At 66.8% G+C, this 25,802-nt stretch carries 19 protein-coding genes; 14 read left to right on the top strand and 5 right to left on the bottom strand.

Features of this window, described 5'->3' with window-relative positions:
* Nucleotides 1-86 precede the first annotated feature (86 nt).
* Complete coding sequence (locus tag J0O65_RS00180; protein WP_152253187.1) at nt 87-1,340, top strand: cyanophycinase; 1,254 nt, start codon at nt 87-89, stop codon at nt 1,338-1,340.
* 8 nt (nt 1,341-1,348) lie between these two features.
* On the opposite strand, the gene J0O65_RS00175 is transcribed toward J0O65_RS00180, so the two are convergent.
* Both J0O65_RS00175 and J0O65_RS00170 read right to left on the bottom strand, forming a co-directional pair.
* Nucleotides 1,349-2,533 (bottom strand): DUF418 domain-containing protein, encoded by a 1,185-nt coding sequence (locus J0O65_RS00175; RefSeq protein WP_215402970.1) that lies wholly within the window; start codon nt 2,531-2,533, stop codon nt 1,349-1,351.
* Nucleotides 2,530-3,144 (bottom strand): TetR/AcrR family transcriptional regulator, encoded by a 615-nt coding sequence (locus J0O65_RS00170; protein ID WP_215402968.1) that lies wholly within the window; start codon nt 3,142-3,144, stop codon nt 2,530-2,532. The genes J0O65_RS00175 and J0O65_RS00170 overlap by 4 nt, the downstream gene beginning before the upstream one ends.
* Before the next feature lie 215 nt (nt 3,145-3,359).
* On the opposite strand from J0O65_RS00170, the gene J0O65_RS00165 reads away from it, so the two are divergent.
* The 13 genes from J0O65_RS00165 to J0O65_RS00105 all read left to right on the top strand — a co-directional run bounded on the left by J0O65_RS00165 (nt 3,360) and on the right by J0O65_RS00105 (nt 21,141).
* Nucleotides 3,360-4,799 carry an IgA Peptidase M64 gene (locus J0O65_RS00165; protein WP_215402966.1) on the top strand — a complete coding sequence of 480 codons (1,440 nt, stop codon included), beginning with the start codon at nt 3,360-3,362 and terminating at the stop codon, nt 4,797-4,799.
* A 428-nt stretch (nt 4,800-5,227) separates the two neighbouring features.
* Nucleotides 5,228-5,413 (top strand): hypothetical protein, encoded by a 186-nt coding sequence (locus tag J0O65_RS00160; protein WP_215402964.1) that lies wholly within the window; start codon nt 5,228-5,230, stop codon nt 5,411-5,413.
* Nucleotides 5,410-6,195, top strand: a complete 786-nt coding sequence (gene fabI / locus J0O65_RS00155; protein ID WP_215402961.1) for an enoyl-ACP reductase FabI — start codon at nt 5,410-5,412, stop codon at nt 6,193-6,195. Before J0O65_RS00160 ends, fabI begins: the two co-directional genes overlap by 4 nt.
* A gap of 10 nt (nt 6,196-6,205) precedes the next feature.
* Complete coding sequence (locus tag J0O65_RS00150; protein ID WP_215403611.1) at nt 6,206-7,654, top strand: efflux transporter outer membrane subunit; 1,449 nt, start codon at nt 6,206-6,208, stop codon at nt 7,652-7,654.
* Between the two features lie 18 nt (nt 7,655-7,672).
* Nucleotides 7,673-8,746: an HlyD family secretion protein gene (locus J0O65_RS00145; RefSeq protein ID WP_215402959.1), complete on the top strand. Its 1,074-nt coding sequence runs from the start codon at nt 7,673-7,675 to the stop codon at nt 8,744-8,746.
* Nucleotides 8,743-11,502 (top strand): ribosome-associated ATPase/putative transporter RbbA, encoded by a 2,760-nt coding sequence (gene rbbA, locus J0O65_RS00140; RefSeq protein ID WP_215402957.1) that lies wholly within the window; start codon nt 8,743-8,745, stop codon nt 11,500-11,502. The genes J0O65_RS00145 and rbbA overlap by 4 nt, the downstream gene beginning before the upstream one ends.
* Nucleotides 11,502-12,626 carry an ABC transporter permease gene (locus J0O65_RS00135; protein ID WP_215402955.1) on the top strand — a complete coding sequence of 375 codons (1,125 nt, stop codon included), beginning with the start codon at nt 11,502-11,504 and terminating at the stop codon, nt 12,624-12,626. Before rbbA ends, J0O65_RS00135 begins: the two co-directional genes overlap by 1 nt.
* A gap of 47 nt (nt 12,627-12,673) precedes the next feature.
* Nucleotides 12,674-14,938, top strand: coding sequence for a DUF3141 domain-containing protein (locus tag J0O65_RS00130; RefSeq protein WP_215402952.1), 2,265 nt, complete (start codon nt 12,674-12,676; stop codon nt 14,936-14,938).
* 9 nt (nt 14,939-14,947) lie between these two features.
* Entirely contained in the window at nt 14,948-16,363 is a 1,416-nt protein-coding gene (locus tag J0O65_RS00125) for a bifunctional enoyl-CoA hydratase/phosphate acetyltransferase (RefSeq protein ID WP_215402950.1), read from the top strand.
* Entirely contained in the window at nt 16,360-17,580 is a 1,221-nt protein-coding gene (locus J0O65_RS00120; RefSeq protein ID WP_215402948.1) for an acetate/propionate family kinase, read from the top strand. Before J0O65_RS00125 ends, J0O65_RS00120 begins: the two co-directional genes overlap by 4 nt.
* A gap of 214 nt (nt 17,581-17,794) precedes the next feature.
* Nucleotides 17,795-18,271: a hypothetical protein gene (locus J0O65_RS00115; RefSeq protein WP_215402946.1), complete on the top strand. Its 477-nt coding sequence runs from the start codon at nt 17,795-17,797 to the stop codon at nt 18,269-18,271.
* Between the two features lie 165 nt (nt 18,272-18,436).
* Nucleotides 18,437-20,770, top strand: a complete 2,334-nt coding sequence (locus J0O65_RS00110) for a DUF8189 domain-containing protein (protein WP_285896766.1) — start codon at nt 18,437-18,439, stop codon at nt 20,768-20,770.
* A gap of 26 nt (nt 20,771-20,796) precedes the next feature.
* Complete coding sequence (locus J0O65_RS00105; protein ID WP_215402944.1) at nt 20,797-21,141, top strand: hypothetical protein; 345 nt, start codon at nt 20,797-20,799, stop codon at nt 21,139-21,141.
* Here J0O65_RS00105 and J0O65_RS00100 read toward each other — a convergent pair.
* The 3 genes from J0O65_RS00100 to J0O65_RS00090 form a co-directional block, all read right to left on the bottom strand.
* Nucleotides 21,138-21,326, bottom strand: coding sequence for a helix-turn-helix domain-containing protein (locus tag J0O65_RS00100; RefSeq protein ID WP_152253174.1), 189 nt, complete (start codon nt 21,324-21,326; stop codon nt 21,138-21,140). The genes J0O65_RS00105 and J0O65_RS00100 overlap by 4 nt on opposite strands.
* 199 nt (nt 21,327-21,525) lie before the next feature.
* Nucleotides 21,526-23,880 (bottom strand): DNA topoisomerase IV subunit A, encoded by a 2,355-nt coding sequence (gene parC, locus J0O65_RS00095; RefSeq protein ID WP_215402942.1) that lies wholly within the window; start codon nt 23,878-23,880, stop codon nt 21,526-21,528.
* A gap of 48 nt (nt 23,881-23,928) precedes the next feature.
* A complete protein-coding gene (locus J0O65_RS00090; RefSeq protein WP_215402940.1) occupies nt 23,929-25,749 on the bottom strand; it encodes a J domain-containing protein in 1,821 nt (606 codons plus the stop codon).
* Between the last annotated feature and the right edge of the window lie 53 nt (nt 25,750-25,802).

The raw sequence follows: 25,802 nt of genomic DNA, 5'->3' as shown, positions 1-25,802 counted from the left end.
GTTGGGTTGCAAGCAGCAGTGTTGGCAGCAAGGGCGCGCGCCTGTATCAGCCGGCGTGCGCCACTTTCCTTGTATTGAGAGGCACCATGAAATCATCCGCAAGCCTGTATCACACCTTTCGCGCCGCGCTGCTGTTCGCGCTGGCATTGTGCAGCGTCCATGCCGTGGCGGCGCCCGGCGGCAGTGCCATCGGCAGCGCGCCGCAGGGCACCCTCGTCATCATCGGCGGCGGCCTGCGCGCCGACAATGCCGAAGTCTGGCAGCGCATCGTCAAGTTGTCGGGCGGGCCAGGCGCGCGCATCGCCGTGCTGGCCTCGGCCGCGATGAACCCGGAAAAATCGGGCGAAAGCATCATCAAGAAGCTGAACCAGTATGGCGCGGACGCCTTTTTCGTGCCGCTGGCCGTCAAGCTGGCCAATCGCGATTACCGCAAGGCGGCCGAAGACCCGGCCATCGTCACGCAGATCAAGTCGGCCAGCGGCATCTATTTTGCCGGCGGCGACCAGGGGCGCATCACGCAAGCGTTGCTGCGCCCGGACGGCAGCCGCACGGCCGCGCTGGAAGCCATCTGGTCGGTCTACCGCAACGGCGGCGTGATCGCCGGTTCCAGCGCCGGCGCGGCCATCATGAGCACCACCATGTTCTACGACGCCAAGCCCGTGCTCGACATGCTCAAGATGGGCGTGACGGACGGCCGCGAGATCGCGCCGGGCCTGGGCTTTATCGGCAGCGACGTCTTCGTCGACCAGCATCTGCTGGTGCGCGGGCGCTTTGCGCGCATGATTCCCGTGATGCTGAAAAAAGGCTATCACCTGGGGCTGGGCATCGATGAAAACAGCGCCATGGTGGTCGACGCCATGCGCGACGTGGAAGTCATCGGCTACAGCGGCGCCTTGCTGATCGACCTGTCGGGCGCCATCAGCGACCGCGGCGTGAAAAATTTCAATATCAGCAATGCCGCCATCAGCTACCTGGACCGGGGCGACAAGTTCAACCTCGTCACGCGCGTCTTCACGCCGTCGCCGGACAAGGCCGACAACAAGCTCGATCCGAACCAGCCCGACATGCGCGAGCCCGTGTTTACCAACGATATCCTCGGCAACAACGCCGTGCTCGACCTGATGGGCAACCTGATCGACAACGCGCAGCAGGAAGCCATCGGCATCGCCTTCGGCAACCCGCGCGACCCGTATCCGGACCTGGGCTTCGAGTTCCGCTTCAGTAAAACGGTCAACAGCGTCGGCTACAGCTCGACCGAGGCGGAGGCGTATTCGGTGCTGAAGCTGCGTCTCGACATCCGTCCCATCCAGCTGCGCCAGCCCCTGTACCGCTACAAGTAAGCGCCGCGTTACCTCCACCAGCGCGGCCACGCGGCGATCGTCAAGGCCCTGAGCAGCCACTCGACAGGGCCATACGCGTGGCCGCGCAGCCACCAGCGGCTCAATGGCAGCTGCACGCAAAAGATGACGATGGCCAGCGCCACGGCGCCCAGCGGCGAGACGCTGCCCATCAGCCGCGCGCCATACGCGAGGAACAGCCAGGCGCAGATGGCCGACTGCAGCAGGTAGTTCGACAGGGCCATGCGGCCCGTGTCGGCCAGCAGCGCAAACAGCGTGCCGTCGCGCAGGCGCTCGAACAGGACCAGCGCCAGCGCCAGGTAGGCGCCCGCCAGCAGCGGTGCGCTCGCCAGGCCCACGGCCAGCCCCGCCACCTGCCATGCCTGGCTGTGGCCATACACGGAGGTCCACGCATAAAAGGCGGCGCCGGGCAATCCCGCCAGCGCGCCGGCCCACAGCAGGCGGCGGCGCAGCGGCAGATAGTCGGCCGCGTGCAGCAGCATCTCGCGCTTGCCGGCGGCCAGGCCGCACAGGAACATGGCCAGCGCGCACGGCGCCTGCACCAGCAGCAGGACGATCCAGATGTCGCGCAGTTCGCGCAGGTGCTGGGTCATCACGGCGGCCGGCGTGGCGCGATAGGCGGCCAGCGCGCTTGCCGCCTTCTGCGCCATCGCCACGGCGTTGTCCGCGGCGTCGCCCGCCGGCTGCAGGCTTTGCAGCCAGGCCATGCCTGCCCAGAATGCCGCGCAGACGGTGACGAGCATCAGCGCCAGGGACAGTGCCTGGCGTTCGCCGCAGCGGTGCAGCGCCAGCAGCACGATGCCCAGCAGAGCGTAAGTGGTGAGTATGTCGCCGTGAAACAGGAACACGGCATGCAGGGCGCCGATCAGCCACAGGCCCGCCTGCCGGCGCAGCATGCGCGGCATGAAGGGCGCGTCGGCGCGCGCCGCCGCCTGCATCTGCAGGGTGAAGCTGTAGCCGAACAGGAAGGAAAACAGCAGGTAGAACTTGGTCTCGAACAGCAGGGCGACGAGGAAGTGCGTGGCGCGGTCCACGCCGCCGTGAAAGGCGGGATCGGTCAAGCCCAGGCCGAACCAGGGCGTGGCGAAGGCGCCGATATTGACGACCAAAATGCCGAACAGGGCGCAGCCGCGCAGGGCGTCGACGTCGGCGATGCGCGTGGAGCGGATTGTCATGGCGCCGCTCCTGCCAGGGCCGGGCGCAGGAAGCGCGCCAGCAGCAGGTGCAGGCTGGCCCGCTGCGCCAGCGGCGCGTAATCGGAATCGACGGCGACCCGGTTGAAGATGCCGTCGATCAGCGCGGCGATCCAGCTGGCCGTTTGCGCGGCGTCCAGCGCGGCGTCGACCTGGCCTTGCGCGGCCGCGCTTTCCAGCAGCGCCTGCACGCCTGCGCGCAGCACGGCATCGTTGCGCGCCACCCTGGCCGCGATGTCCGCGTCGCGCATCGCCTCGGCGGAAATGTCCAGCGCCAGTGCCGCAACATCCGCATCGTCCGCCAGCGCCAGCACCAGGTCCATGAAGTCGAGCAGGGCGCCGTACGCATCGGCGCCGCCTTGCGCGCCGGCGAAATAGGCGGCCGTCTCGCCGCCTTCCTGGTCGACGATGGCGGCGATGATGGCTTGCTTGGAGGGGAAGTAGTGAAACAGGTTGCCGGGACTCATGCCCGCTTGCGCGCAGATGGCGGCGGTGCTGGTCTGGTGAAAGCCCTTGCGCGCAAAGCAGTGGCGCGCGGCGGCGAGGATGGCGTCGCGGCGCGCCGCGTGTTTGCCGGGATCGATGGTGCGCATGGTGGCTGGTTATCCTTTTTATTAATCGACTAATCAATCTAATATAAATCGATAGCCTCGTATGGTCAAGCGTAGCGTGTGAAATGGGCGCTTTGCACGCTCGCTTCCTCTCGCTACAATGTGCCGCAGCGGTTTTTCCCGCGCCGGCCGGCAGGCCCGCCGATTGTTTGGAAAACCGATCCCTTCACCTGTTTTTCTACCGTTTTAGGAATGACATGCAGCAGACCCCGATTCGATCCTTCCTCTGCGCGCTGGCGCTGGCCGCCGGCATCGTCCCTGCCGCGCAGGCTGCCACCGCGCCGCCGGCCACCATGCGCCTCGATTACCAGCACAGCGGCAATGCGCTGGGCGAGCATTATGCGGTCGAGCGCGTGCTGGTCGAGCCGCTGCCATGGCCGGGCAACCCGGCGCGTCCCATCGACGACAGCAACCGTGGCAACAATCTGCTGGAAGTGGTCGACATCAAATCGGGCAAGGTGCTGTACTCGCGCGGCTTTTCCACCATCTTCGGCGAGTGGGCCAGCACCGATGAAGCAAAAACCACCACGCGCGCCTTCCAGGAATCCGTGCGCTTTCCGCAGCCCGAGCACCCCGTGCGCGTGCGTATCCTCAAGCGCGACGAGCGCGGCCTGTTTTCCATCGTGTGGAGCACCGATGTCAACCCCGCCGCGCAGGACGTGATCCGCAAGCAGCCGCCGGCACCCGTCAAGCCGATCCCGATCCGTGTCGAAGGCCCTTCGTCCGAAAAGGTCGACCTGCTGATCATGGGCGATGGCTACACGGCGGCCGAAATGGGCAAGTTCGAAGCGACGGCGCGCAAACTGGCCGAGCACCTGTTTACGGTGTCGCCGTTCCGCGAACGGGCCAAGGATTTCAACGTGTGGGCCATGGCCGCGCCGACGCAGGAGTCGGGCGTGTCGCGCCCGTCGACGGGCGTGCATCACGCTTCTCCCTTGGGCACGCGCTACGACATCTTCGGCAGCGAGCGCTATGTGCTGACGACGGACAACCGCGCCCTGCGCGACCTGGCCCAATACGCGCCGTATGAATTCATCGAAATCCTCGTCAATAACGATACCTACGGCGGCGGCGGCATCTTCGGCCAGTTCAGCACGGCGGCGGCGAACAACGACTGGGCCAATTACCTGTTCGTGCATGAATTCGGCCACCATTTCGCCGGCCTGGCCGACGAGTACTACACCTCGCCCGTGGCCTACCAGTCGAATGGCGAACGCCAGGAACCGTGGGAGCCGAACGCCACGGCGCTGCGCGATCCGGCCAGGCTGAAATGGAAGAACCACGTCAAGGCGGGTACGCCGCTGCCCACGCCATGGCCGAAGGAGGCGTACGACAGCCATGCGCGCGAGTACCAGAAGCAGCGCGCGGCCCTGCGCGCGGCCAACCGCCCGGAAAGCGAGATGAGCGACTTGTTCAAGGCCGACCTGGCGTACACGCAGCAACTGTTCTCGAAGGCGCCGCAGCGCCATGCGGTGGGCGCTTTCGAAGGCGCGAACTACGAGTCGTCCGGCTATTACCGGCCGGAGATGCAATGCATCATGTTCGACCGCAGCGAGACGTTCTGCTCCGTATGCCAGGATGGCATCAGCACCATCATCGACCTGTATTCGCGTCCCGCCCCGGCGCCGGGCAAATAAGCCTGTTCAGCGCAGTCCGGCAACGCATGGTGGGCCATGTTGCAACGCAATAGCATGGCCCTCTCTCCCTATCCTCTCCCGCATCTCCCTTCCCCCGCCGTCCAGTGCTGCTTGTTTTTAAGGCAATTGGCATCCGCGCCGGCATGCTCCCTTTTCTTTGCGCCAGCCCGGTAGTATTATCAAATACGCACGCCCGCACGCTTGCCTGAAAAATATTTCATTTAGATAATATTGAGGTAGAATTTGATTTACATCAATGTTGCATTGCCGCATCCGGACGTATAGTTGACCTAGCTCAAACGATAGGCATGCGGACCCGGACTCATCGCGAATCACGTATCTAAATGCTGTAGAGTAATTTCGCCCCGTACCAGTTCCCCGAACATGCACTGGTGCGTGCCTCGAATTTCAGTGACGGAAGCCGATTCATGAAGATGCAGACCCCCGCGCCCGACGCGTGCAGTACCTTACACCCCCACACTCCCATCGCCTTGCCGCATGCGCGCGCCGGCGGCGTCACCCTGGCCATGTGCGCCGCCGCCATGCGCGCCGGCGCGGTGCGATCCGTGCATGCGGCCACGCCGTGGCCCGCCCTGCGTCCGGTCCAGGCATGACGGCCGACGCGCGCCAGCCCTTGCCTTTGCAGGGCAAGCGGGGCCTGGTGGTGGGCATCGCCAACGCGCAAAGCATCGCCTGGGGCTGCGCCAGCGCGCTGCGCGCGGCCGGCGCCGAACTGGCCGTGACCTGGCTCAATGACAAGGCCAGGCCGCACGTGGAGCCGTTGGCGCAGCAAGTGCAGGCGGCCATCGTGGCGCCGCTCGACGTGGCCGTGCCGGGCCAGCTCGAAGCGCTGTTCGCGCAGATCGAACGGCAGTGGGGGCGGCTCGATTTCGTCATCCACTCCATCGCCTACGCGCCGAAGCAGGACTTGCATGGCCGCGTGACGGACAGCTCCGCCGATGGCTTCGCGCAGGCGATGGATATCTCCTGCCACTCCTTCATGCGCATGGCGAAGCTGGCCGAACCGCTGATGCCGGATGGCGGCAGCCTGATGACAATGAGCTACCTGGGCGCAGAGGAAGTCATCGCCGACTACGGCCTGATGGGCCCCGTGAAGGCGGCGCTGGAAGCCTCGGTGCGCTACCTGGCCGCCGAACTGGGTCCGCAAGGCATCCGCGTCAACGCCATCTCGCCGGGCCCACTGGAGACGCGGGCCGCTTCCGGCATCGCCCATTTCGACCGCCTGATGGCCGACGCCATCGCACGCTCGCCCATGCGGCGCCTGGCCACCATCGAGGACGTGGGCGCGCTGTGCGCCTTCCTCGCCGGCGACGGCGCGCGCGCCATCACGGGCGGCACCCTGTATGTCGATGGCGGCTACAACATTCTGAATTGACTGGACGATGATGACCATGGCTGTTTCCCTTCTATCCCCGCGCGCCAGGGTGGCCGCCCTGGCCGCCAGCCTGCTGCTGGCCGGCTGCGCCTCGATGGCGCCGCCGTATGCGCCGCCGCCGCTGCCCGTGGCGGCGCAGTATCCGGAGACCGATCCGGCCGGCGCAAGCGCGCCCGACGTCGCCTGGCAAAGCTACTTTGCCGATCCGCGCCTGCAGGCGCTCATTGCCCAGGCGCTGGCGGGCAACCGCAACATCCGCATCGCCGCCCTGCGCGTGGAAGAGGCGCGCGCCGCGTATGGCATCCAGCGCGCGGAGCAGTTTCCCACCATCGCGCTGGGCGCCGCCGGCAGCCGCGCGCGCGTGCCCGGCGACCTGAGCGTGACGGGCCGCCCCATGACGAGCGCGCAGTACCAGGCGGGCTTGAACGTGAGCGCCTGGGAACTCGATTTCTGGGGCCGCGTGCGCAGCCTGAAGGACAGCGCCCTGCAAACACTCTTGGCCAGCGACGAGGCGCGCCGCGCCGTCGGCGTGGCCCTGGTGGCGCAGGTGGCCAATGGCTACCTGGGCTTGCGCGAACTCGATGAACGGGTGGAGCTGGCGCGCGCCACCGTCGACAGCCGCGCCGAATCGCTGCGCATCTTCACGCGCCGCTTCGAGGTGGGGGCGATCTCCAAGCTGGACCTGACGCAGGTGGAAACTTTGCTCAGCCAGGCCTTGTCGCTGTCGGCCCAGCTGGAACAGGCGCGCGCCGTGCAGGCGCATGCGCTGGCGCAACTGGTGGGCGGCCCCGTCGACCTGACGCCGGTGGCTGGTGAGGTGCGTCGCTTCGACGACGCCAGCGTGCTGCAGCCGCTGCATGCGGGCCTGCCCTCGGCCTTGCTCACGCAGCGTCCCGACCTGGTCGCGGCCGAACATCAGCTGCGCGCCGCGCAAGCCAATGTCGGCGCCGCGCGCGCCGCCTTCTTCCCGACGATTTCGCTGACGGCGGCCTACGGCACGGCCAGCGCGGAATTGAGCGGCTTGTTCGATTCGGGCAGCGGCGCGTGGAATGTCGCGCCGCGCCTGGTGCTGCCGATCTTTGACGCGGGCCGATTGCGCGCCAATATGGACCTGGCCGAGGTGCGCCGCGACGTGGCCGTGGCCAATTACGAAAAGAGCGTGCAGGGCGCCTTCCGCGAAGTGGCCGACGCGCTGTCGAACCGGCGCTGGCTGGCGCTGCAAGTCGATATCGGCAAGACGACCCTGGCCGCGCAGAGCGAACGGGCGCGCCTGGCCAAGCTGCGCTACGACAATGGCGCCGCGCCCTACCTGGAAGTGCTCGACGCGCAGCGCGACTTGCTGACGGTGGAGCAGCAGCTGGTGCAGACGCGCCGCGCGCTGCTGTCCAGCCAGGTCAGCCTGTATGCGGCGCTGGGTGGTGGCGCGCCTGCCGCTTCCGCCGTCGCTTCCACCCACTAATTTGATCGCCCCGATACCATGAATGCTCAACTGAAGAAAAAACTCATCCCCGCGGCGCTGGTCGTGGCCGTTCTCGTGCTGGGCTATGCGGCCTGGCAAAAAATGCGCCCCACGGGTCCGGGCGAAGGTTTTGTCAGCGGCAATGGCCGCATCGAAGCGACGGAAATCGACGTCGCCACCAAGCTGGCCGGCCGGGTCAAGGAGATCCTCGTGCGCGAGGGCGACTTCGTCAAGGCGGGTCAGCCGCTGGCCGCCATGCAGGTCGATTCCCTGGTGGCCCAGCGCGACGAGGCGCGCGCGCGCCAGCAGCAGGCGCGTGATGCCGTGGTCGGCGCGCAGGCGCAGGTGGCCGTGCGCGAGAGCGACAAGGCGGCCGCGCTGGCCATGGTGGCGCAGCGCGAAAGCGAACTCGATGCGGCCAGGCGCCGCCTGGCCCGTTCCGAAACCCTGTCGAAGGAGGGCGCTTCCTCGGTGCAGGAACTCGACGACGACCGCGCCCGCGTGCGCAGCGTGGCCGCGGCCCTGAATGCGGCCAAGGCGCAGGTGACGGCGGCGCAGGCGGCCATCGACGCGGCCAGGGCGCAGGTGGTCGGCTCGCGCTCCGCCGTCGTCGCCGCCGAGGCGACCACGGCGCGCATCGATTCCGACCTGGCCGATGGCCAGCTGGCGGCGCCGCGCGACGGCCGCGTGCAATACCTGGTGGCGCAGCAGGGCGAAGTGCTGGCGGGCGGCGGCAAGGTGCTCAACCTGGTCGACCTGTCGGACGTCTACATGACCTTCTTCCTGCCCGAGACGGCGGCGGGCAAGGTGGCGATGGGCGGCGAAGTGCGCATCATCCTCGACGCGGCGCCCAATTACGTGATTCCGGCAACGATCTCGTTTGTCGCCGCCAGCGCGCAGTTCACGCCGAAGACGGTGGAAACGGCCAGCGAGCGCCAGAAGCTGATGTTCCGCGTGAAAGCGCAGATCAGCCGCGAGCTGCTGCAAAAGCACCTGGCGCTGGTGAAAGTGGGCTTGCCCGGCGTGGCCTGGGTGCGTCTCGATGCGAAGCAGGCATGGCCCGCTGAACTGACGACGAAGGTTCCGCAGTGACGACGGACGTGAACAATTTCGTCGTCAGCATCCGGGGCGTCAGCCAGCATTACGGCAAGACGGTGGCGCTAGCCGCCATCGACCTCGACGTGCCGGCCGGCTGCATGGTGGGCTTGATCGGCCCCGATGGCGTGGGCAAATCGAGCCTGCTGTCGCTGGTGGCCGGCGCGCGCGCCGTGCAGCAGGGCAGCGTCATGGCGCTGGGCGGCGACATGCGCGATGCGCGCCACCGCGACGACGTCTGCCCCCGTATCGCCTACATGCCGCAAGGCCTGGGCAAGAATCTGTATCCGACCCTGTCGGTCGAGGAAAACCTGCAGTTTTTCGCGCGCCTGTTCGGCCATGACGCGGCCGAGCGCCGGCGCCGCATCGACCAGCTGACCCGCAGCACGGGTTTGCAACCGTTCCTGGCGCGCCCGGCGGGCAAGCTGTCGGGCGGCATGAAGCAGAAGCTGGGCCTGTGCTGCGCGCTGATCCACGATCCCGACCTGCTCATTCTCGATGAGCCGACCACCGGCGTCGATCCGCTGGCGCGCGCCCAGTTCTGGGACCTGATCGCCGGCATCCGCGTGCAGCGTCCGCAAATGAGCGTGATGGTGGCCACCGCCTACATGGACGAGGCGCAGCGCTTCGATTGGCTGGTGGCCATGGACGACGGCAAAGTGCTCGATACGGGCACGCCGGCCGAACTGCTGGCGCGCACGGACAGCGCCAACCTGGAAGCGGCCTTCATCAAGCTGCTGCCCGACGCCAAGCGCGCCGGCCACCAGCCCGTCGTCATCACGCCGCTGGACGCGGCCAGCGCGCAGGACGTCGCCATCGAGGCGCGAGACCTGACCATGCGCTTCGGCGACTTCACGGCCGTCGACCATGTGAATTTCCGCATCGGCCGCGGCGAGATCTTCGGCTTTCTCGGCTCGAACGGCTGCGGCAAGTCGACCACCATGAAGATGCTCACGGGTCTCTTGCCGGCCACCGAAGGCAAGGCCTGGCTGTTCGGCAAGGAGGTCGATTCCAACGATATCGACACGCGCCGCAGGGTCGGTTACATGTCGCAGGCGTTTTCCCTGTACGGCGAGCTGACGGTGCGCCAGAACCTGGTGCTGCACGCGCGCCTGTTCCACGTGGCGGAAAGCGAGATTCCTGCCCGCATCGACGAGATGGCGCAGCGCTTCGACTTGCGCGCCGTGATGGACGACCTGCCCGACAGCCTGCCGCTGGGCATACGCCAGCGCCTCTCGCTGGCCGTGGCCATGGTGCACAAGCCGGAAATGCTGATCCTCGACGAGCCCACGTCCGGCGTCGACCCGATCGCGCGCGACAATTTCTGGCGCCTGATGATCGAGCTGGCGCGGCGCGACCGCGTCACCATCTTCATTTCCACCCACTTCATGAACGAGGCCGAGCGCTGCGACCGCATCTCGCTGATGCATGCCGGTAAAGTGCTGGTCAGCGATGCGCCGGCCGAACTGGTGCGCAAAAAGGGCGCGCCATCGCTGGAAGCGGCCTTCATCGCCTACCTGGAAGAGGCGGGCGGCGGAACGGCGCCGGCGGAGCCGGAAAGCGCGGCGCCCGTGCAGAAGGCTGTCGCACCAGCGCCGCAGCCGCAGGAACAACAAGCGCGGCGCAGCCGCTTCAGCCTGGGGCGCATGCTCAGCTACATGTGGCGCGAAACGCTGGAGCTGCGGCGCGATCCCGTGCGCCTGACCCTGGCGCTGGGCGGCTCCGTGCTGCTGCTGTTCGTCATCGGCTTCGGCATCAGCCTGGACGTCGAAGACTTGAGTTATGCGGTGCTCGACCACGACCAGACCACCCTGAGCCAGAATTACACGAACAACCTGGCCGGCTCGCGCTACTTCGTCGAGCGCCCGCCCCTGCGCGACTATGCCGATATCGACCAGCGCATGCGCAGCGGCGAACTGTCGCTGGCCATCGAGATCCCGCCCGGCTTTGCGCGCGACGTGCAGCGCGGCGCGCCCGCCCAGGTGGGCGCGTGGATCGACGGCGCCATGCCGATGCGCGCCGAAACCGTGCAAGGCTACGTGCAGGGCATGCACCAGCTGTGGCTGGCCGACCAGGCCTTGCACCGCTATGGCGTCACGCTGAGCAACCCCGTCGCCATCCAGACGCGCTACCGCTACAATCCGGACGTGAAAAGCCTGCCGGCCATGGTGCCGGCCGTGATCCCGTTGCTGCTGCTGATGCTGCCGGCCATGCTGGCGGCGCTGTCCGTGGTGCGCGAAAAGGAACTCGGCTCCATCATCAACCTGTACGTGACGCCCGTCACGCGCCTCGAATTCTTGCTCGGCAAGCAGGTGCCGTACGTGCTGCTGGCCATGCTCAATTTCGTCCTCATGGCGCTGCTGGCGGTGACGGCCTTCGGCGTGCCGGTCAAGGGCAGCCTGCCGACCCTGATCGGCGCGACCTTCATCTACAATATCTGCGCCACCGGCATCGGCCTGTTCGCCTCGACGTTTACGCGCAGCCAGATCGCGGCCCTGTTCGTGACCATGATCGGCACCATGATCCCGGCCATCCAGTTTTCCGGCCTGCTCAATCCCGTCTCGTCGATGGAAGGCATGGGCAAGGCCATCGGCCTGATGTACCCGGCCACGCACATGCTCAACATCAGCCGGGGCGTGTTCAACAAGGCGCTGGGCTTTGGCGACCTGCACGCCGCGTTCTGGCCCCTGATCGTCGCCATTCCCGTGATCCTCGGCGTGACGGTGGCGCTGCTGAAGAAACAGGAGAGCTGATGCGCCACCTTGAAAACATCTACCGCCTGGGGGTGAAGGAAATCTGGAGCCTGATCCGCGATCCCATGATGCTGATCCTGATCCTCTACACGTTCACCCTGGCCATCTACGTGGCCGCCACGGCCAAGCCGGAAACCCTGCACATGGCCTCGATCGCCATCGTCGACGAGGATGGCTCGCCCCTGTCCGGGCGCATCGCCTCGGCCTTCTTCCCGCCGCAGTTCACGCCGCCGGCCATGATCAACCAGAGCCAGGTCGATGCGGGCCTGGACGCGGGCCAGTACACCTTCGTGCTGACGATCCCGCCCAAGCTGCAGGCCGACGTGCTGGGCGGGCGCCAGGCGGAACTGCAGCTGAACGTCGACGCCACGCGCATGAGCCAGGCCTTCAGCGGCAGCGGCTACATCCAGCAAATCGTCGCCGGCGAAATCTCCGAGTTCGCCAGGCGCTACCGGGGCGCGACGGTCTCGCCGGTGGAACTGGTGATGCGTGCGCGCTTCAACCCGTCGCTGAGCCAGGCGTGGTTTGGCTCGCTGATGGAACTCATCAACCAGGTGACGATGCTGTCGATCATCCTCACGGGCGCGGCCCTGATCCGCGAGCGCGAGCACGGCACCATCGAGCATTTGCTGGTGATGCCCGTGACGCCGGCCGAGATCATGCTGGGCAAGGTCTGGTCGATGGGCCTGGTGGTGCTGCTGGCCGCCGCCCTGTCGCTGAACCTGGTGGTGCGCGGCATGCTGCACGTGCCCATCGAAGGCTCGATCGCGCTGTTCCTGTGCGGCGCTGCGCTGCACCTGTTCGCCACCACGTCGATGGGCATTTTCCTCGCCACCGTGGCGCGCAGCATGCCGCAGTTCGGCATGCTCCTGATCCTCGTGCTGCTGCCGCTGCAGATGCTCTCGGGCGGCAGCACGCCGCGCGAAAGCATGCCCGAGCTGGTGCAGAACATCATGCTGATCGCGCCAACCACGCATTTCGTCGAATTGAGCCAGGCGATCCTGTACCGCGGCGCCGGCATCGACGTGGTGTGGAAACCGTTCCTGGCCCTGCTGGCCATCGGCACGGCCCTGTTCACCTTCGCGCTGGCGCGCTTTCGCAAGACCATCAGCCAGATGGCGTAGCCCCCGCGCCGGAATGGTCCGGCGTTTTTTGCTTGAAAAGGATAGCCATGACAACCGAAGCTGCACCATTTTTCTCCACCGGCGGCGTGCCGTCGCTGGGCGTGCTGGGCGACTATGCGCGCGACTCGTGGCAGCGCATCGTGCTGTACGCGGACGTGATGCGCCGGCGCGGCAACCAGTACCAGGAACACATGGCAGAGGAAGTGCCGAACGTGCTGGACTTCCCCGCCGAACTGGTGATGTCGGGCCTGGAGCTGGCGCGTCCCGTCAACTACGGCCTGGCGCGCATCCTGACGCCCGATGCGCCCGAACCCGATCCGTCGAAGCGGCCATTCGTCGTCGTCGATCCGCGCGCCGGACACGGCCCCGGCATCGGCGGCTTCAAGGCCGAGAGCGAGATCGGCGTGGCCCTGCGCGCCGGCCATCCGTGCTATTTCATCGGCTTCCTGCCCGATCCCGTGCCGGGACAGACGGTGGAAGACGTGATGCACGCCGAGGCGGCCTTCCTGGAGCAAGTCATCGCCCTGCATCCGCTCAGCGAGGGCAAGCCCGTCGTCATCGGCAATTGCCAGGCGGGCTGGCAAATCCTCATGACGGCGGCCATGCGCCCGGAGCTGTTCGGCCCCATCATCGTGGCCGGCGCGCCCGTGTCGTACTGGGCCGGCTGGCATGGCCGCAATCCGATGCGCTACGCGGGAGGGCTGATGGGCGGCAGCTGGGCCACGGCGCTGGCGGGCGACCTGGGCAACGGCCGTTTCGACGGCGCCAGCCTGGTGCAGAATTTCGAGAAGCTGAACCCGGCCAACACGCTGTGGAGCAAGCAGTACAATCTGTACGCGAACATCGATACGGAAGCGCCCCGCTACCTGGAATTTGAAAAATACTGGGGCGGCCACGTCTTCCTCAACGACGTCGAGATGCAGTACATCGTCGACAATCTGTTCATCGGCAACCGCCTGGCCACGGCCGAATTGATCACTTCCGACGGCGTGCGCCTGGACTTGCGCAATATCCGCTCGCCCATCGTCGTGTTTTGCTCGAACGGCGACAACATCACGCCGCCGCCGCAGGCGCTGGGCTGGATCACGGACCTGTACCGCGACGACAACGACGTGCTGCTGCACGACCAGACCATCGTGTATGCCATACATGACAGCATCGGCCACCTGGGCATCTTCGTCTCGGCCAAGGTGGGGCACAAGGAACACCAGAAATTCGCCAGCAATATCGACCTGATCAACCTGCTGCCGGCCGGCATCTACGAGGCGCGGATCGTCGACAAGACGCCCGATACGCCGAACGCCGACCTGGCCAGCGGCGACTATGTGCTGCAGGTCGAGCACCGCGGCATCGAGGACGTGCGCGCCATCGTGCAGCCCAGCGTGGAAAACGACCGCAAGTTCGCCGCCGCCGCGCGCGTGTCCGAGGTGAACCTGGCCTTGTACCGCACGTTTGCGCAGCCGTGGGTGCGCGCCATGGTCACGCCGCAGTCGGCGCGCTTCCTGCAGCTCGCGCATCCGCTGCGCGTGTCGTACGAGCGCTGGACGGACCACAATCCGCTGGCCAGGCTGGTGGCCAAGGAGGCGGAAAAAGTGCGCGCCCACCGCCAGCCCGTTGCGCCCGACAACCCGCTGCTGGCGATGCAGGAAGCCGTCTCCGGCGCCATCACGGCCGGCTTGAACAGCTGGCGCGACTGGCGCGACACGCTGCAGGAAACCACGTTCGACCTGGTATACGGCTCGCCCCTGGTGCAGGCGCTGACGGGACAGTCCATCGGCGACGCCACGCCGCCGCGCCCCCATCCGGGCATCTCGCCCGAGCATTGCGAGTACGTGCGCTGCGAAACGCGCAAGATGGACGAGGACATGCAGCGCGGCGGCCTGGTGGAGGCGGCCGTGCGCGCGCTGTTCTACATCTACCGCTTCCGCATGATCGCCGACGAGCGCAGGGTCAACCTGGCCCTCAAACTGATCAAGCCGCAATACCGGCAGGGCGTCGGCATGGAGGAATTCCGCGCCATCGTGCGCCAGCAGGCGCGCCTGATGCTGCATGATTTCGATGCGGCCATCGCCGCCTTGCCGATCTTGCTGTCGCGCGCCGAGCCGGACGACATCGGCGCGCTGGCCGAATGGCTGCAGCAGGTGCTGCAAGTGCCCGAGGCGCCGACGCCGGACGAGGAAGCGAGCCTGCAGCAGATGCTGGACGTCTTCGACCGCGCGGTGAAGGCGCAAGCGAAGGCGCTGCCGCCGGACGCGCGCGCATCCCATGCCGGGCCGAAAGCCAAGCCGGCCAAACACATTACCTCTGCCTAGAAGACCACGATGACCACTACCCAAGACGATGATTTGCATATCGTGCGCAACCGCACCTTCGACCAGATCGCCATCGGCGACAGCGCCAGCATCACGCGCACCCTGAGCATGGACGATATCGCCCTGTTCGCGGTGATGTCGGGCGATGACAATCCGCAGCACCTCGATGCCGAATTTGCCGCCGCCACCCGCTACCAGGGCGTCATCGCCCATGGCATGTGGGGCGCGGCCCTCATTTCCGCCGTGTTGGGCACGCGCCTGCCCGGCGCCGGCACCGTCTACACGGGCCAGACCCTGCGTTTCTTGCAACCGGTGCGCGTGGGCGATACGCTGGCCATCAGCGTCACCGTCACGGCGCTCGAGCCGCGCAACCGCCACGTGACCCTGGCCTGCCGCTGCGTCAACCAGCATGGCGCCGTGGTGCTCGACGGCGAGGCGCAGGTGATCGCGCCCGCCGAGCAGATCGAACGGGCGCGCGCCACCCTGCCCGAAGTGCGTCTGCATAACGGCGACGGCACGCGGCGCCTGCTGGAACATGCGCGCACCCTGGGGCCGATCCGGGTGGCCGTGATCCATCCCTGCGATGAACTGAGCCTGTCGGGTGCGCTCGACGCGCATGCGGCCGGCCTGATCACGCCCGTGCTGGTGGCGCCGCGCGCGCGCCTCGAAGCGGTGGCGGCCGAAGCGGGCCTGAGCCTGGACGGCATCGCCATCGAGGACGTCGAGCATAGCCATGCGGCCGCCGCGCGCGGCGCCGAGCTGGCGGGCAAGGGCGAAGTCGAGGCGCTGATGAAGGGCAGCCTGCACACGGATGAACTGATGTCGGCCGTGCTGTCGGCCAGCGCCGGCCTGCGCACCAAGCGCCGCATCAGCCATTGCTTCCTGATGCAGACGCCCGCCTATCCGCGTCCCTTCATCATCACCGACGCGGCCATCAATATCGCACCCAACCTGGCCATGAAGGCCGACATCGTTCGCAACGCCATCGACCTGGCCCACGTGATCGGCGTGGCCATGCCGCGCGTGGCCATCCTGGCCGCCGTGGAAACGGTGAACGCGGACATGCCGGCCACCCTGGACGCGGCCGCCCTGTGCAAGATGGCCGACCGTGGCCAGATCACGGGGGCGATCCTCGACGGCCCGCTGGCCTTCGACAACGCCGTCTCGATCGCCGCCGCCACCGTCAAGGGCATCGTCTCCGAGGTGGCGGGCCGCGCCGATATCTTGCTGGTGCCCGACCTGGAAAGCGGCAACATGCTGGCCAAGCAGCTTGAATACATGGGTGACGCGGACAGCGCCGGCATCGTGCTGGGCGCGAAAATCCCCGTCATTCTGACCAGCCGCGCCGACTCGCGCGCCAGCCGCATCGCCTCGTGCGCCATCGCCGTGATGCTGGCCAACCATTACCGGAGCACGCCGCCATGAACGCAGCCGTCCAACATGCGGCCGATGGCGCCCTGATCCTGGTGCTCAATTGCGGCTCGTCGAGCATCAAGTTCGCCCTGTTCGAGCAGGCGCACGGCGTGCTGCCGCAGCAGGCGCAATGGAGCGGCAAGGTCGAAGGCATCGGCCGCGAAAACGCCACCTACCGCGCTGGCGGCCTGCCGGCAGTGGCCTTGCAGCTCGATGCGGAGCTGCCCCATCATGCGGCCCTCGAATACATCCGCGCGCAAGTCGTGACGCAGCTGGCCGGGCGTCCGCTGCGCGCCGTGGCGCACCGCGTGGTGCATGGCGGCAGCAAGTATTTCGCCCCCGTGCGCATCGATTTTTCCGTGCTGGCGGACCTGAAAAGCTTTGTGCCGCTCGCGCCCCTGCACCAGCCGTTCGCGCTGGAGGCGATCGAGGTGCTGCTCGAATCGCGTCCCGACATCGCCCAAGTGGCGTGCTTCGACACGGCCTTCCACCACACGGTGCCGCAGGTCGAGCAGATGCTGGCCCTGCCGTACGATGCGTGGGAGCGGGGCTTGCGCCGCTATGGCTTCCACGGCCTGTCATACGAATACCAGTCGCTGGTGCTGGAGCGGCGTTTTGGTCCCGTCGCGCGCGGCAAGGTCATCGTCGCCCACCTGGGCAGCGGCGCCAGCCTGTGCGCGATGGACAATCTGCACAGCGTGGCCACCACCATGGGCTTTTCCGCGCTCGACGGCCTGATGATGGGCACGCGCTGCGGTGCGCTCGATCCGGGCGCCGTGATCTACCTGATGGAAATCGAAAAACTGTCGCTGGAAAAGGTGGCGCATGTGCTGTACCACGAGTCGGGCTTGCTGGGCGTGTCGGGCGTGTCGGCCGATCCACCCGTGCTGCTGGCGCAGCAGGACCGGCAGGATGCCACGGGCGAGCGCATCCGCGCCGCGCTGGCTTTATATATCCGCCGCACGGTGCGCGAGATCGGCGCCCTGACGGCCGTGCTGGGTGGGCTGGACATGTTGGTGTTTACGGCCGGTATCGGCGAGCACAGCGCGGAGCTGCGCCAGCGCATCTGCGCCGAGCTGGGTTTCATCGGCCCCGTGCTTGACGCGGACGCGAATGCGCGCAACGCCAGCCGTATTTCCAGCGCTGCCAGCCGCATCGTGGTGGGCGTGGAGCCGGCCAATGAAGAGTGGGTGGCGGCACGCCACGCGGCCCTGGCCGTGGGCGCCTGAGGATGTGACCGTGCCAGCGCACCCGATGGGAAATGTGCCGATTTGTACAGATTTTCCGTTGAGTGCGCTAACACACTGTCTGGTTTTGGTTTTGTCTTTACGATGAAGTCATGCCATCGAGCTGCTGATAAGCACAGCGCGATGCCTGGCAAATTTGGAACATTTTGCCCGCCTTTAGTAAAAATAAATCGAATCCATATTGAAAGGTCACATCATGAACAAATTACTCGCCGCCCTGATCGCCACCCTGTTTGCCACCGCCGCCGTCGCGCAAACCGCACCGGCCACGGAAGCCGTCGTGAAAGCCCAGGCTGCCGCGCAAAAAGACGTCAACAAGGCTGTCGCTGCGGAAGCCAAGGTCGATGCCAAGGCTGACGCGAATGTCGCCAAGGCCGAAATGAAGGCCGACGACAAGAAAGCCGACGCCCATCACAAGGCCAACAAGACCAAGGCCAAGGCACACGACAAAGTCGTCAACGCCGATGCGGAAGACAAGCTGAAAGCGCAAGCCAAGGCCGATAAAACCGATGCCAAGGCCGATGCGCAAGCCACCAAGGCGGCCGTGAAAGCGGACGCCAAGGTCGCCAAGGAAAAAGTGGAAGCGAACGCCGACAAGGCCCTCGCCGCCACCAGGACGGCAGAAGCCAAGGCCAAGGCCGACGCTGAAGTCAAGGCAGCCGCCGCCAAGTAATACCCCCCTTGCGGGCACGGCCTGCAAGCACCAAAGACAGCTTCGGCTGTCTTTTTTTTTCGTCCGCCACTTTTCCCAGGCACCGCTTGCCAGTTTTGATCTGGCGCAAATGCTCTTCTTCTCGCCATGCCATAGTGAACTGGTAAACAGACGAGGGGAGGCATCATGAGCACCGCGAAAACGAAAAAATCACCGGCTGCCGGTTCCGCCGAAGGCATGCCCGCCATGTCTTCCATGCAGGCGCTGCCGGTCGAGGGCGACATACAGGCCGACGCGCGCGCGGCAGGCGGCGACGATGCCATGTCCGGGACGCGCCTGGGCGTGTCGTACGCGGACCAGGCCGCTACCCATGCCGCGGCCACCGCCGGCGCCGCGAGCATGCCGGGCGGCGGCATGCAGCAGGCCTCGCAGGGCATGGCTGGCGCCAGTTGCATGCACGTGGGCGATGGCGGCGGCATGGGCGGCGACCGCGGTAGCGGGAGCGGCGGTGGCGGCATGGGCGGCGGCGGAGGCGGTGGGCAGGGCGGCGGCACGCCGCAGGTGCGCACCTGCGCCACGATGGACGTGCATCGCCGCCTGCTGACCGAAGATCCATCCTATGCGAGCGTGCGCGCCGATATCGAAAACCTGGCCGGACTGTACGAGGGCGACGGCGGCATCGCCGGCCGTTCCGGCGTGACGCAGATACCGGTGGTCGTGCACGTGGTGTGGAACACGGCCGCGCAGAATATTTCGGATGCGCAGGTCGCCAGCCAGATCGACGTGCTGAACCGTGACTTCCGGCGCGTCAATCCGGATGTCAACAGCACGCCAGCGCCCTTCCTGCCGCTGACGGCCGATGCGCGCGTGGAATTCGCCCTGGCCACGATCGATCCGAACGGTGCGGCCACCAGCGGCATCGAGCGGCGCCAGACGAGCGTGGCCTCGTTTGGCGCGGACGATGCCGTCAAGTCGCAGGCGACGGGCGGCATGGATGCCTGGCCGGCCGACAGTTACCTGAATATCTGGGTGTGCCAGCTGGGCGGCGGCTTGCTGGGCTATGCGCAGTTTCCCGGCGGCCCGGCCGCCACCGACGGCGTGGTGATCCTGCAATCGGCCTTTGGCACGAGCGGCACGGCGGCGCCGCCGTTCCACCTGGGACGCACGGCCACGCATGAAATCGGCCACTGGCTGAACCTGAACCATATCTGGGGCGACGACGGCACCGGCTGCTCGGGCACGGACAACGTGGCCGACACGCCGAACCAGGGCGGGCCGAACACGGGCCAGCCCTCCTTCCCCCATATTTCCTGCAGCAATGGGCCGAATGGCGACATGTTCATGAATTACATGGACTATGTCGACGATCCCGCCATGTTCATGTTCACGGCGGGCCAGGTGGCGCGCATGCAGGCTTGTCTCGATGGTCCGCGCGCCAGCATCGGCACGGGAACGGGCGGCACGGGCGCCACGCCGCGCCAGAGCTCCTCTCCCGTCGTGGCCTGGGGCGCGAACCGCCTCGACGTCTTCGTGCTGGGCACGGACCGCGCGCTGTACCACAAGGCGTGGAATGGCACGGCCTGGGCGCCGTCCGTCACCGGCTATGAAGGCCTGGGCGGTATCTGCACGAGTGCGCCGCAGGTGGTGTCATGGGCGCCGAACCGGCTCGACGTGTTCGTCACGGGCACCGACAGCGGCTTGTTCCACAAATGGTGGAACGGCACGGCGTGGGGGCCGTCGCTGACCGGCTATGAAGCGATGGGCGGCCTGTGCGTGGGCGACCCGCGCGCCGTGGCCTGGGGTCCGAACCGCCTCGACGTGTTTGTCGTCGGCACGGACCGGGCCCTGTATCACAAGTGGTGGAATGGCGCCGCCTGGGGGCCGTCGCTGACGGGCTACGAAGCCATGGGCGGCATTTGCCTGGGCCAGCCGGAAGCCGTGGCGTGGGGGCCGAACCGCCTCGATGTCTTCGTCATCGGCACGGACCGTGCCCTGTACCACAAGTGGTGGAACGGCACGGCCTGGGGACCGTCGCTCACGGGCTACGAGCGCCTGGGCGGCATCTGCACCTCGTCGCCGAAGGCGGTGGCGTGGGGGCCGAACCGTCTCGACGTCTTCGTCACGGGCACGGATGGCGCGCTGTACCACAAGTGGTGGGATGGCGCGAAATGGGGGCCGTCCAGCGACGGTTTCGAGCGCCTGGGCGGCATCTGCGTGGGCGAGGTGGAAGCCGTGTCGTGGGCGCCCAACCGCCTCGATGTCTTCGTCATCGGCACGGACAGCGCCTTGTACCACAAGGCGTGGAATGGATCCGCCTGGTCGCCTTCCTTGACGGGATTTGAAAACCTGGGCGGTATCTGCACCTCGCGTCCGCGCGCCACGGCGTGGGCGGCGAACCGCCTCGACGTGTTTGTCACGGGCACGAATGGCGCCCTGTTCCACAAGGCGTGGAACGGCACGGCCTGGTCGCCTTCCGTGAGCGGCTATGAGAGCCTGGACGGCGTGGTATCGTGTTTCTGATGACAATCTGTTCAACGGGAGGCGGCATGCACGGCATGACGATGGCTTTGCCCAGCGGTAGCTGGACGCATTCCTTCGAGGAGGATGCGGATGGCATCGAGGTGTACCGGCCTACGGCCACGTTCGCCTTTCCGCCCAGCCGCAAGGGGCGCAAGGTGCTGGAGTTCGGCGCGCCCGGCGCCATGGCGCCAGGGGAAGCGACCTTGACGTCGATGGCGCCCGGCCCCGACGACCGGCCCCGGGCCGGCCCCGTGACCCGGTTGCGGCCCATGGGCATGGGCCGCTATGCGCTCGGCGATGCTGGCGGGGCGCAGCAGGTGATCGACATCGTTGAAGCGACGCCCGACGTGCTGCGCCTGTCGCGGCGTTAAGGCGTGCCGCGCAGTTTGCAGGCGAGCGCCGTGCGGTTGCCCACGCCCAGCTTCTGGTAAATCGCATGCAGCTGGTTGCGCACGGTGGCCGGCGATTTGCCCAGTTCCCTGGCGATGCTTTTATACGGCAAGCCTTCGGCCGCCATGGCCGCCACTCGCCGTTCGGCCGGGGTCAGACGCTGCATGGCAGCCTGCCTGAAACGTTGTTTGTCATCCTTGTTCTCCTGTCCGTGGGCGGCATGCCGGCGGCCTGTCTGCAGGGATAACGGGAACGCGGGACATATCTGTCAAATTATCTGTGAACTTTTTTCCCCGCTGCTGCCGCTGCGCGGCGGGCGAAAAAAAAGACAGGCGAACCTGTCTTTTCGTATGGCCGGGTGGCGGTCAGCCGATGGCCGTCATGGAGACCGGTTTCAGCTTGGCCGCCAGCGCCTTGCCCTTCTTCGCGCGCTTGCCGAAATGCTCGGCCAGGGCCGTGGCGCCCAGCGACGCATCCTGCGGTTTCGAGGCCCGGCCGATGCCCGAGACCACCACGCCGCGCTGCGTGATCGGCTGCACGGCCAACAGCTTGTCCTTGGCATCGAGGTCGATCAGCTTGACGCCGGTGCCGCCCTTGGACAGGGTCTTCATTTCATCGAGGCCGAACACCAGCAGGCGCGCGCCTTCCGTCAGGCAGGCCAGGGCGCTGGCCGCCTCGGGGATGACTTTCGGCGCCAGTGGCACGTCGCCGTCGTCCAGGGTGATGAAGGACTTGCCACCTTTCAGGCGGCTCGTCATGTCGCCCGCCTTGGCGATGAAGCCGTAGCCGGCGCTCGTCGCCAGCAGCAAGCTGGTGGCGCCATTGCCCGCGAAATAATGGAGGATGCGCACGGCGTTGCCCGGCGTGCCGCCGCTGAGGTCGCACAAGGTCGTGATCGGCACGCCGTCGCCGCGCGCGTTGGGCAGCGCCGAGACGGGAACCGAGTAGATCTTGCCGTTGTTGCCAAAGCCTAGCAGGGTGTCGACCGTGCGGCATTCGAAGGCGCCATGCAGGCTGTCGCCCGCCTTGAACGTGAACTGCGCCGCGTCGTGGCCGATGCCGGTGCGCGCGCGCACCCAGCCTTTTTCCGAGATGATGACGGTGACCGGTTCATCGACCACCTTCTGTTCGGCCACGGCTTTCTGCGCTTCCTCGATCAGGGTGCGGCGCGCATCGCCGAACTGCTTGGCGTCCGCCTCGATTTCGCGGATGATGGCGCGCTTCATCGAGCCCGGGTTGTCGAGCAGGTCTTGCAAGGACTTTTCTTCCTTGCGCAGCTCGGCCAGTTCCTGCTGGATCTTGATCGTTTCCAGGCGCGCCAGCTGGCGCAGGCGGATTTCCAGGATATCGTCGGCCTGGCGCTCGGACAGCCTGAACGCCTCGATCAGGGCCGCCTTCGGTTCATCCGAATTGCGGATGATCTGGATCACCTTGTCGATATTGAGCAGGATCGCTTCGCGTCCTTCCAGGATATGGATGCGGTCCTTGACCTTGCCCAGCTTGTAGCCGGTGCGGCGCGTGACGGTGGCGAAGCGGAAATCGATCCATTCGCGCAGGATGTCGCCCAGCCCTTTTTGGCGCGGACGGCCATCGCCGCCTATCATCACCAGGTTGATCGAGGTCGACGATTCCAGCGAGGTGTGCGCCAGCAGCATCAGCATGAATTCCGTCTGGTCCTGGTTCTTCGACTTCGGTTCGAACACCAGGCGCACGGGCGCGGCGCGGCCCGATTCGTCGCGGATGGTGTCGAGCGAATTGAGGATCAGCGCCTTCATGGCCACTTGGTCCGGCGACAGCGCCTTCTTGCCCAGCTTGATCTTCGGATTCGTCAGTTCTTCGATTTCTTCCAGCACCTTTTGCGACGAGGTACCAGGCGGCAGTTCCGTCACGACGGCTTGCCACTGGCCGCGCGCCAGTTCCTCGATCTTCCAGCGCGCGCGCACCTTCATGCTGCCACGGCCGCTCGCATACATGTCCTGGATCTGCGACGGCGGCGTGATGATCTGGCCGCCGCCGGGGAAGTCGGGGCCGGGCATGATGGTCATCAGCTCCGCGTGCGTCAGCTTCGGATCGCGGATCATGGCGACAGCCGCCTTGGCCACTTCCGCCAGGTTGTGCGACGGGATTTCCGTTGCCAGGCCCACGGCGATGCCGGACGCGCCGTTCAGCAGCACCATCGGCAGGCGTGCCGGCAGCAGCTTCGGTTCTTCCGTCGAACCGTCGTAGTTGGGCTGGAAATCCACCGTGCCCATGCCGATTTCATCCATCAGCAGCTTGGCGATCGGCGTCAGGCGCGCTTCCGTGTAACGCATGGCCGCCGCGCCATCGCCATCGCGCGAGCCGAAGTTGCCCTGGCCGTCGATCAGCGGGTAGCGCAGCGAGAAATCCTGCGCCATGCGCACCAGCGCGTCGTACACGGACTGGTCGCCGTGCGGATGCAATTTACCCAGCACGTCGCCGACCACGGCCGCCGATTTGCGCGGCTTCGCCGCGGAATTGAGTCCCAGCTCGTTCATCGCATACAGGATGCGGCGCTGCACGGGCTTCTGGCCGTCGCACACGTCGGGCAGGGCGCGGCCCTTGACGACGGAGATGGCGTAATCGAGATAGGCGCGCTCGGCGAAGGTGGACAGGGTCAGCGCTTCGCCGTCGAATACCGGTTCATCCGGCAGGGTCGGCTCAGGCTGGGCATCGTCAAATAAATTGGTTTGTGTGGACATGGCGCTTGTTTCGGTGTGAAGTGGTTGCGGTTGAATTCGTGGGGCTGATTATGACAGCCCGGGTTTGGCTGACGACAGCCGGTAAGTCTGATACATATAGCGCAGGGTGAAATACAGCACGGCCAGGGCGATTTCGACGCTGTGATGCATGATGGGGCGCGCCCCCATGGCCGGGGCCAGGTTGGCCAGCACGACGCTGGCGATGGACGGCGCCAGCACCAGCGGCCACATGCTGCGCCACTTGAAATCGCAAGGGGAAAACAGCATGCCGGCGCAGGACCAGACCAGCAGCGCTGCGCCAAGCAAGGCGGCCGGCGGCTGCTGCAGATACAGCAGCGACAGCAAGCCCGCGCAGCCGATCAGCCATGCCGCGCGCAGGCGCGGCAAGAGCGCCTCGGGGAAGCGGCAATCGCCATACAGGCCGGTGGCGCTGCGCAGGGCCAGCGCCGCCAGGCAAAAGATCAGGGGCATGGCTTCGCCGACGGCCAGTGCCGGCTGGCCCCTGCCGCTCATGAACATGGCGCCAAACAGCGACAGGCCGAGGACAAGGAGCAGCAGCATGCCATGCAGCAGCTGGCGGTTCATCGCATACGCGAGCAGGGCCGATGCGCACAAACCGGCCGCGGTGACGAGGCGCATGGTCTCGCCGCGTTCTGGCAGGAACAGCAGCAAGGCCAGCACGAGATAGGGCGCGATCCAGCCCAGTTGCCGCAAGCCGGGCCGCTTCCACAGCACGGGCAGGCGTTCCTGCAGCGACTCCTGGAGTGTGTCCAGCCGCGCGAACAGCGGCGCCGGCCAGCGCAAGGCATGCATGGCCAGCAGGCCAAAGGCGAACGCCTGGAAGCCCAGCAGGCTGGCATAGGCCGCCGTGTCGCCGAGCTTGAAGCCGGCCGCATCGAGCACGCCGGCGAGCATGAAGTGCAGCACGAAGCCCAGGCCGCCGGAGGCCAGCGCCGTCTGCTTGAAGTAGCGCTTGGCATGGACGGCATGTTCCCACTGCTCGAACAGGTCCGTATCGAGCTTGCAGGCCAGCATTTCGGCGTGCTGCCAGCGTATCGCGTGCAGCAGCTCGCGCAGCTGCAGCGTGAATTTGCGGTCGAACAGCTGGCGCGCGTAGGCCGATGGCGGCTGCTGCGACATGATGCAGTCCAGGCCGGGATAGCTGTCGCGGTTGTCGCTGAAATGGGCGAACGAGCGGTCCGCCCGGTAGCGCTGCACGGCGCTGCGCACCAGGTCCGCGTGGCTGCGCGCCAGGTAGGAAAAATCGTGGTCCCAGCCCAGCTGCTCGAACAGGGCCCGGCGCAGCGCCAGGTCATAGCCGGCGCCGGCGCAATAGCGCAGCGCGCACAGCTCGAGTTCCTCGCGCACGTCGAGGTTCAGCATGGCGTCGTCCTGCAGCATGCGGGCCAGCACCTCGCCGGCATCGGCGTGCCGCATCTGCGCCAGGCAGCCTTGCCACAGATTGGCCGCTTCCTGCGCCGGGTCGATGGCGACCACGCCCCACTGTTCCGGCGGCGGTGCGGGTTCCTGGGCAATGACGCCCCACAGTTCCGCCGGCGGCGCCTGCGTTTCCTGCGCCGCCTCGTCGATGACGCCCCATAGCTCAGCCGCTTCCGTGGACGGCGCTTCCGGCACTTCCGCCGCTTCGGCCTTGGTCCCGGCCATTTGCGCTTCCGGCAGTTCCCCGGCAAACAGGTGCGCATGGCGCAGCGCATACTCATAGGCGTCGCGCAGCTCCTGGAAGGCGGCCGGGTCGTCTTCCGGCCGTGTCACTTTCAGGCGTTTCGCGTAGGCGCGCTTGATGGCGCGCTCGTCGCCCGTCGGCGCCGTGCCGAGGACGTCCCACAGGCTGCGTTCAGCACCATGCATGCCGCCGTCCATCAGACGTCGCTCCCGTTCCGGGACAGGTCGGGTGAAGTGGC

It is taken from the genome of Janthinobacterium sp. JC611 (genome assembly GCF_018682595.1).
Classification (GTDB): Bacteria; Pseudomonadota; Gammaproteobacteria; order Burkholderiales; family Burkholderiaceae_D; genus Janthinobacterium.
This window is presented reverse-complemented; position numbering and strand designations above follow the sequence as displayed.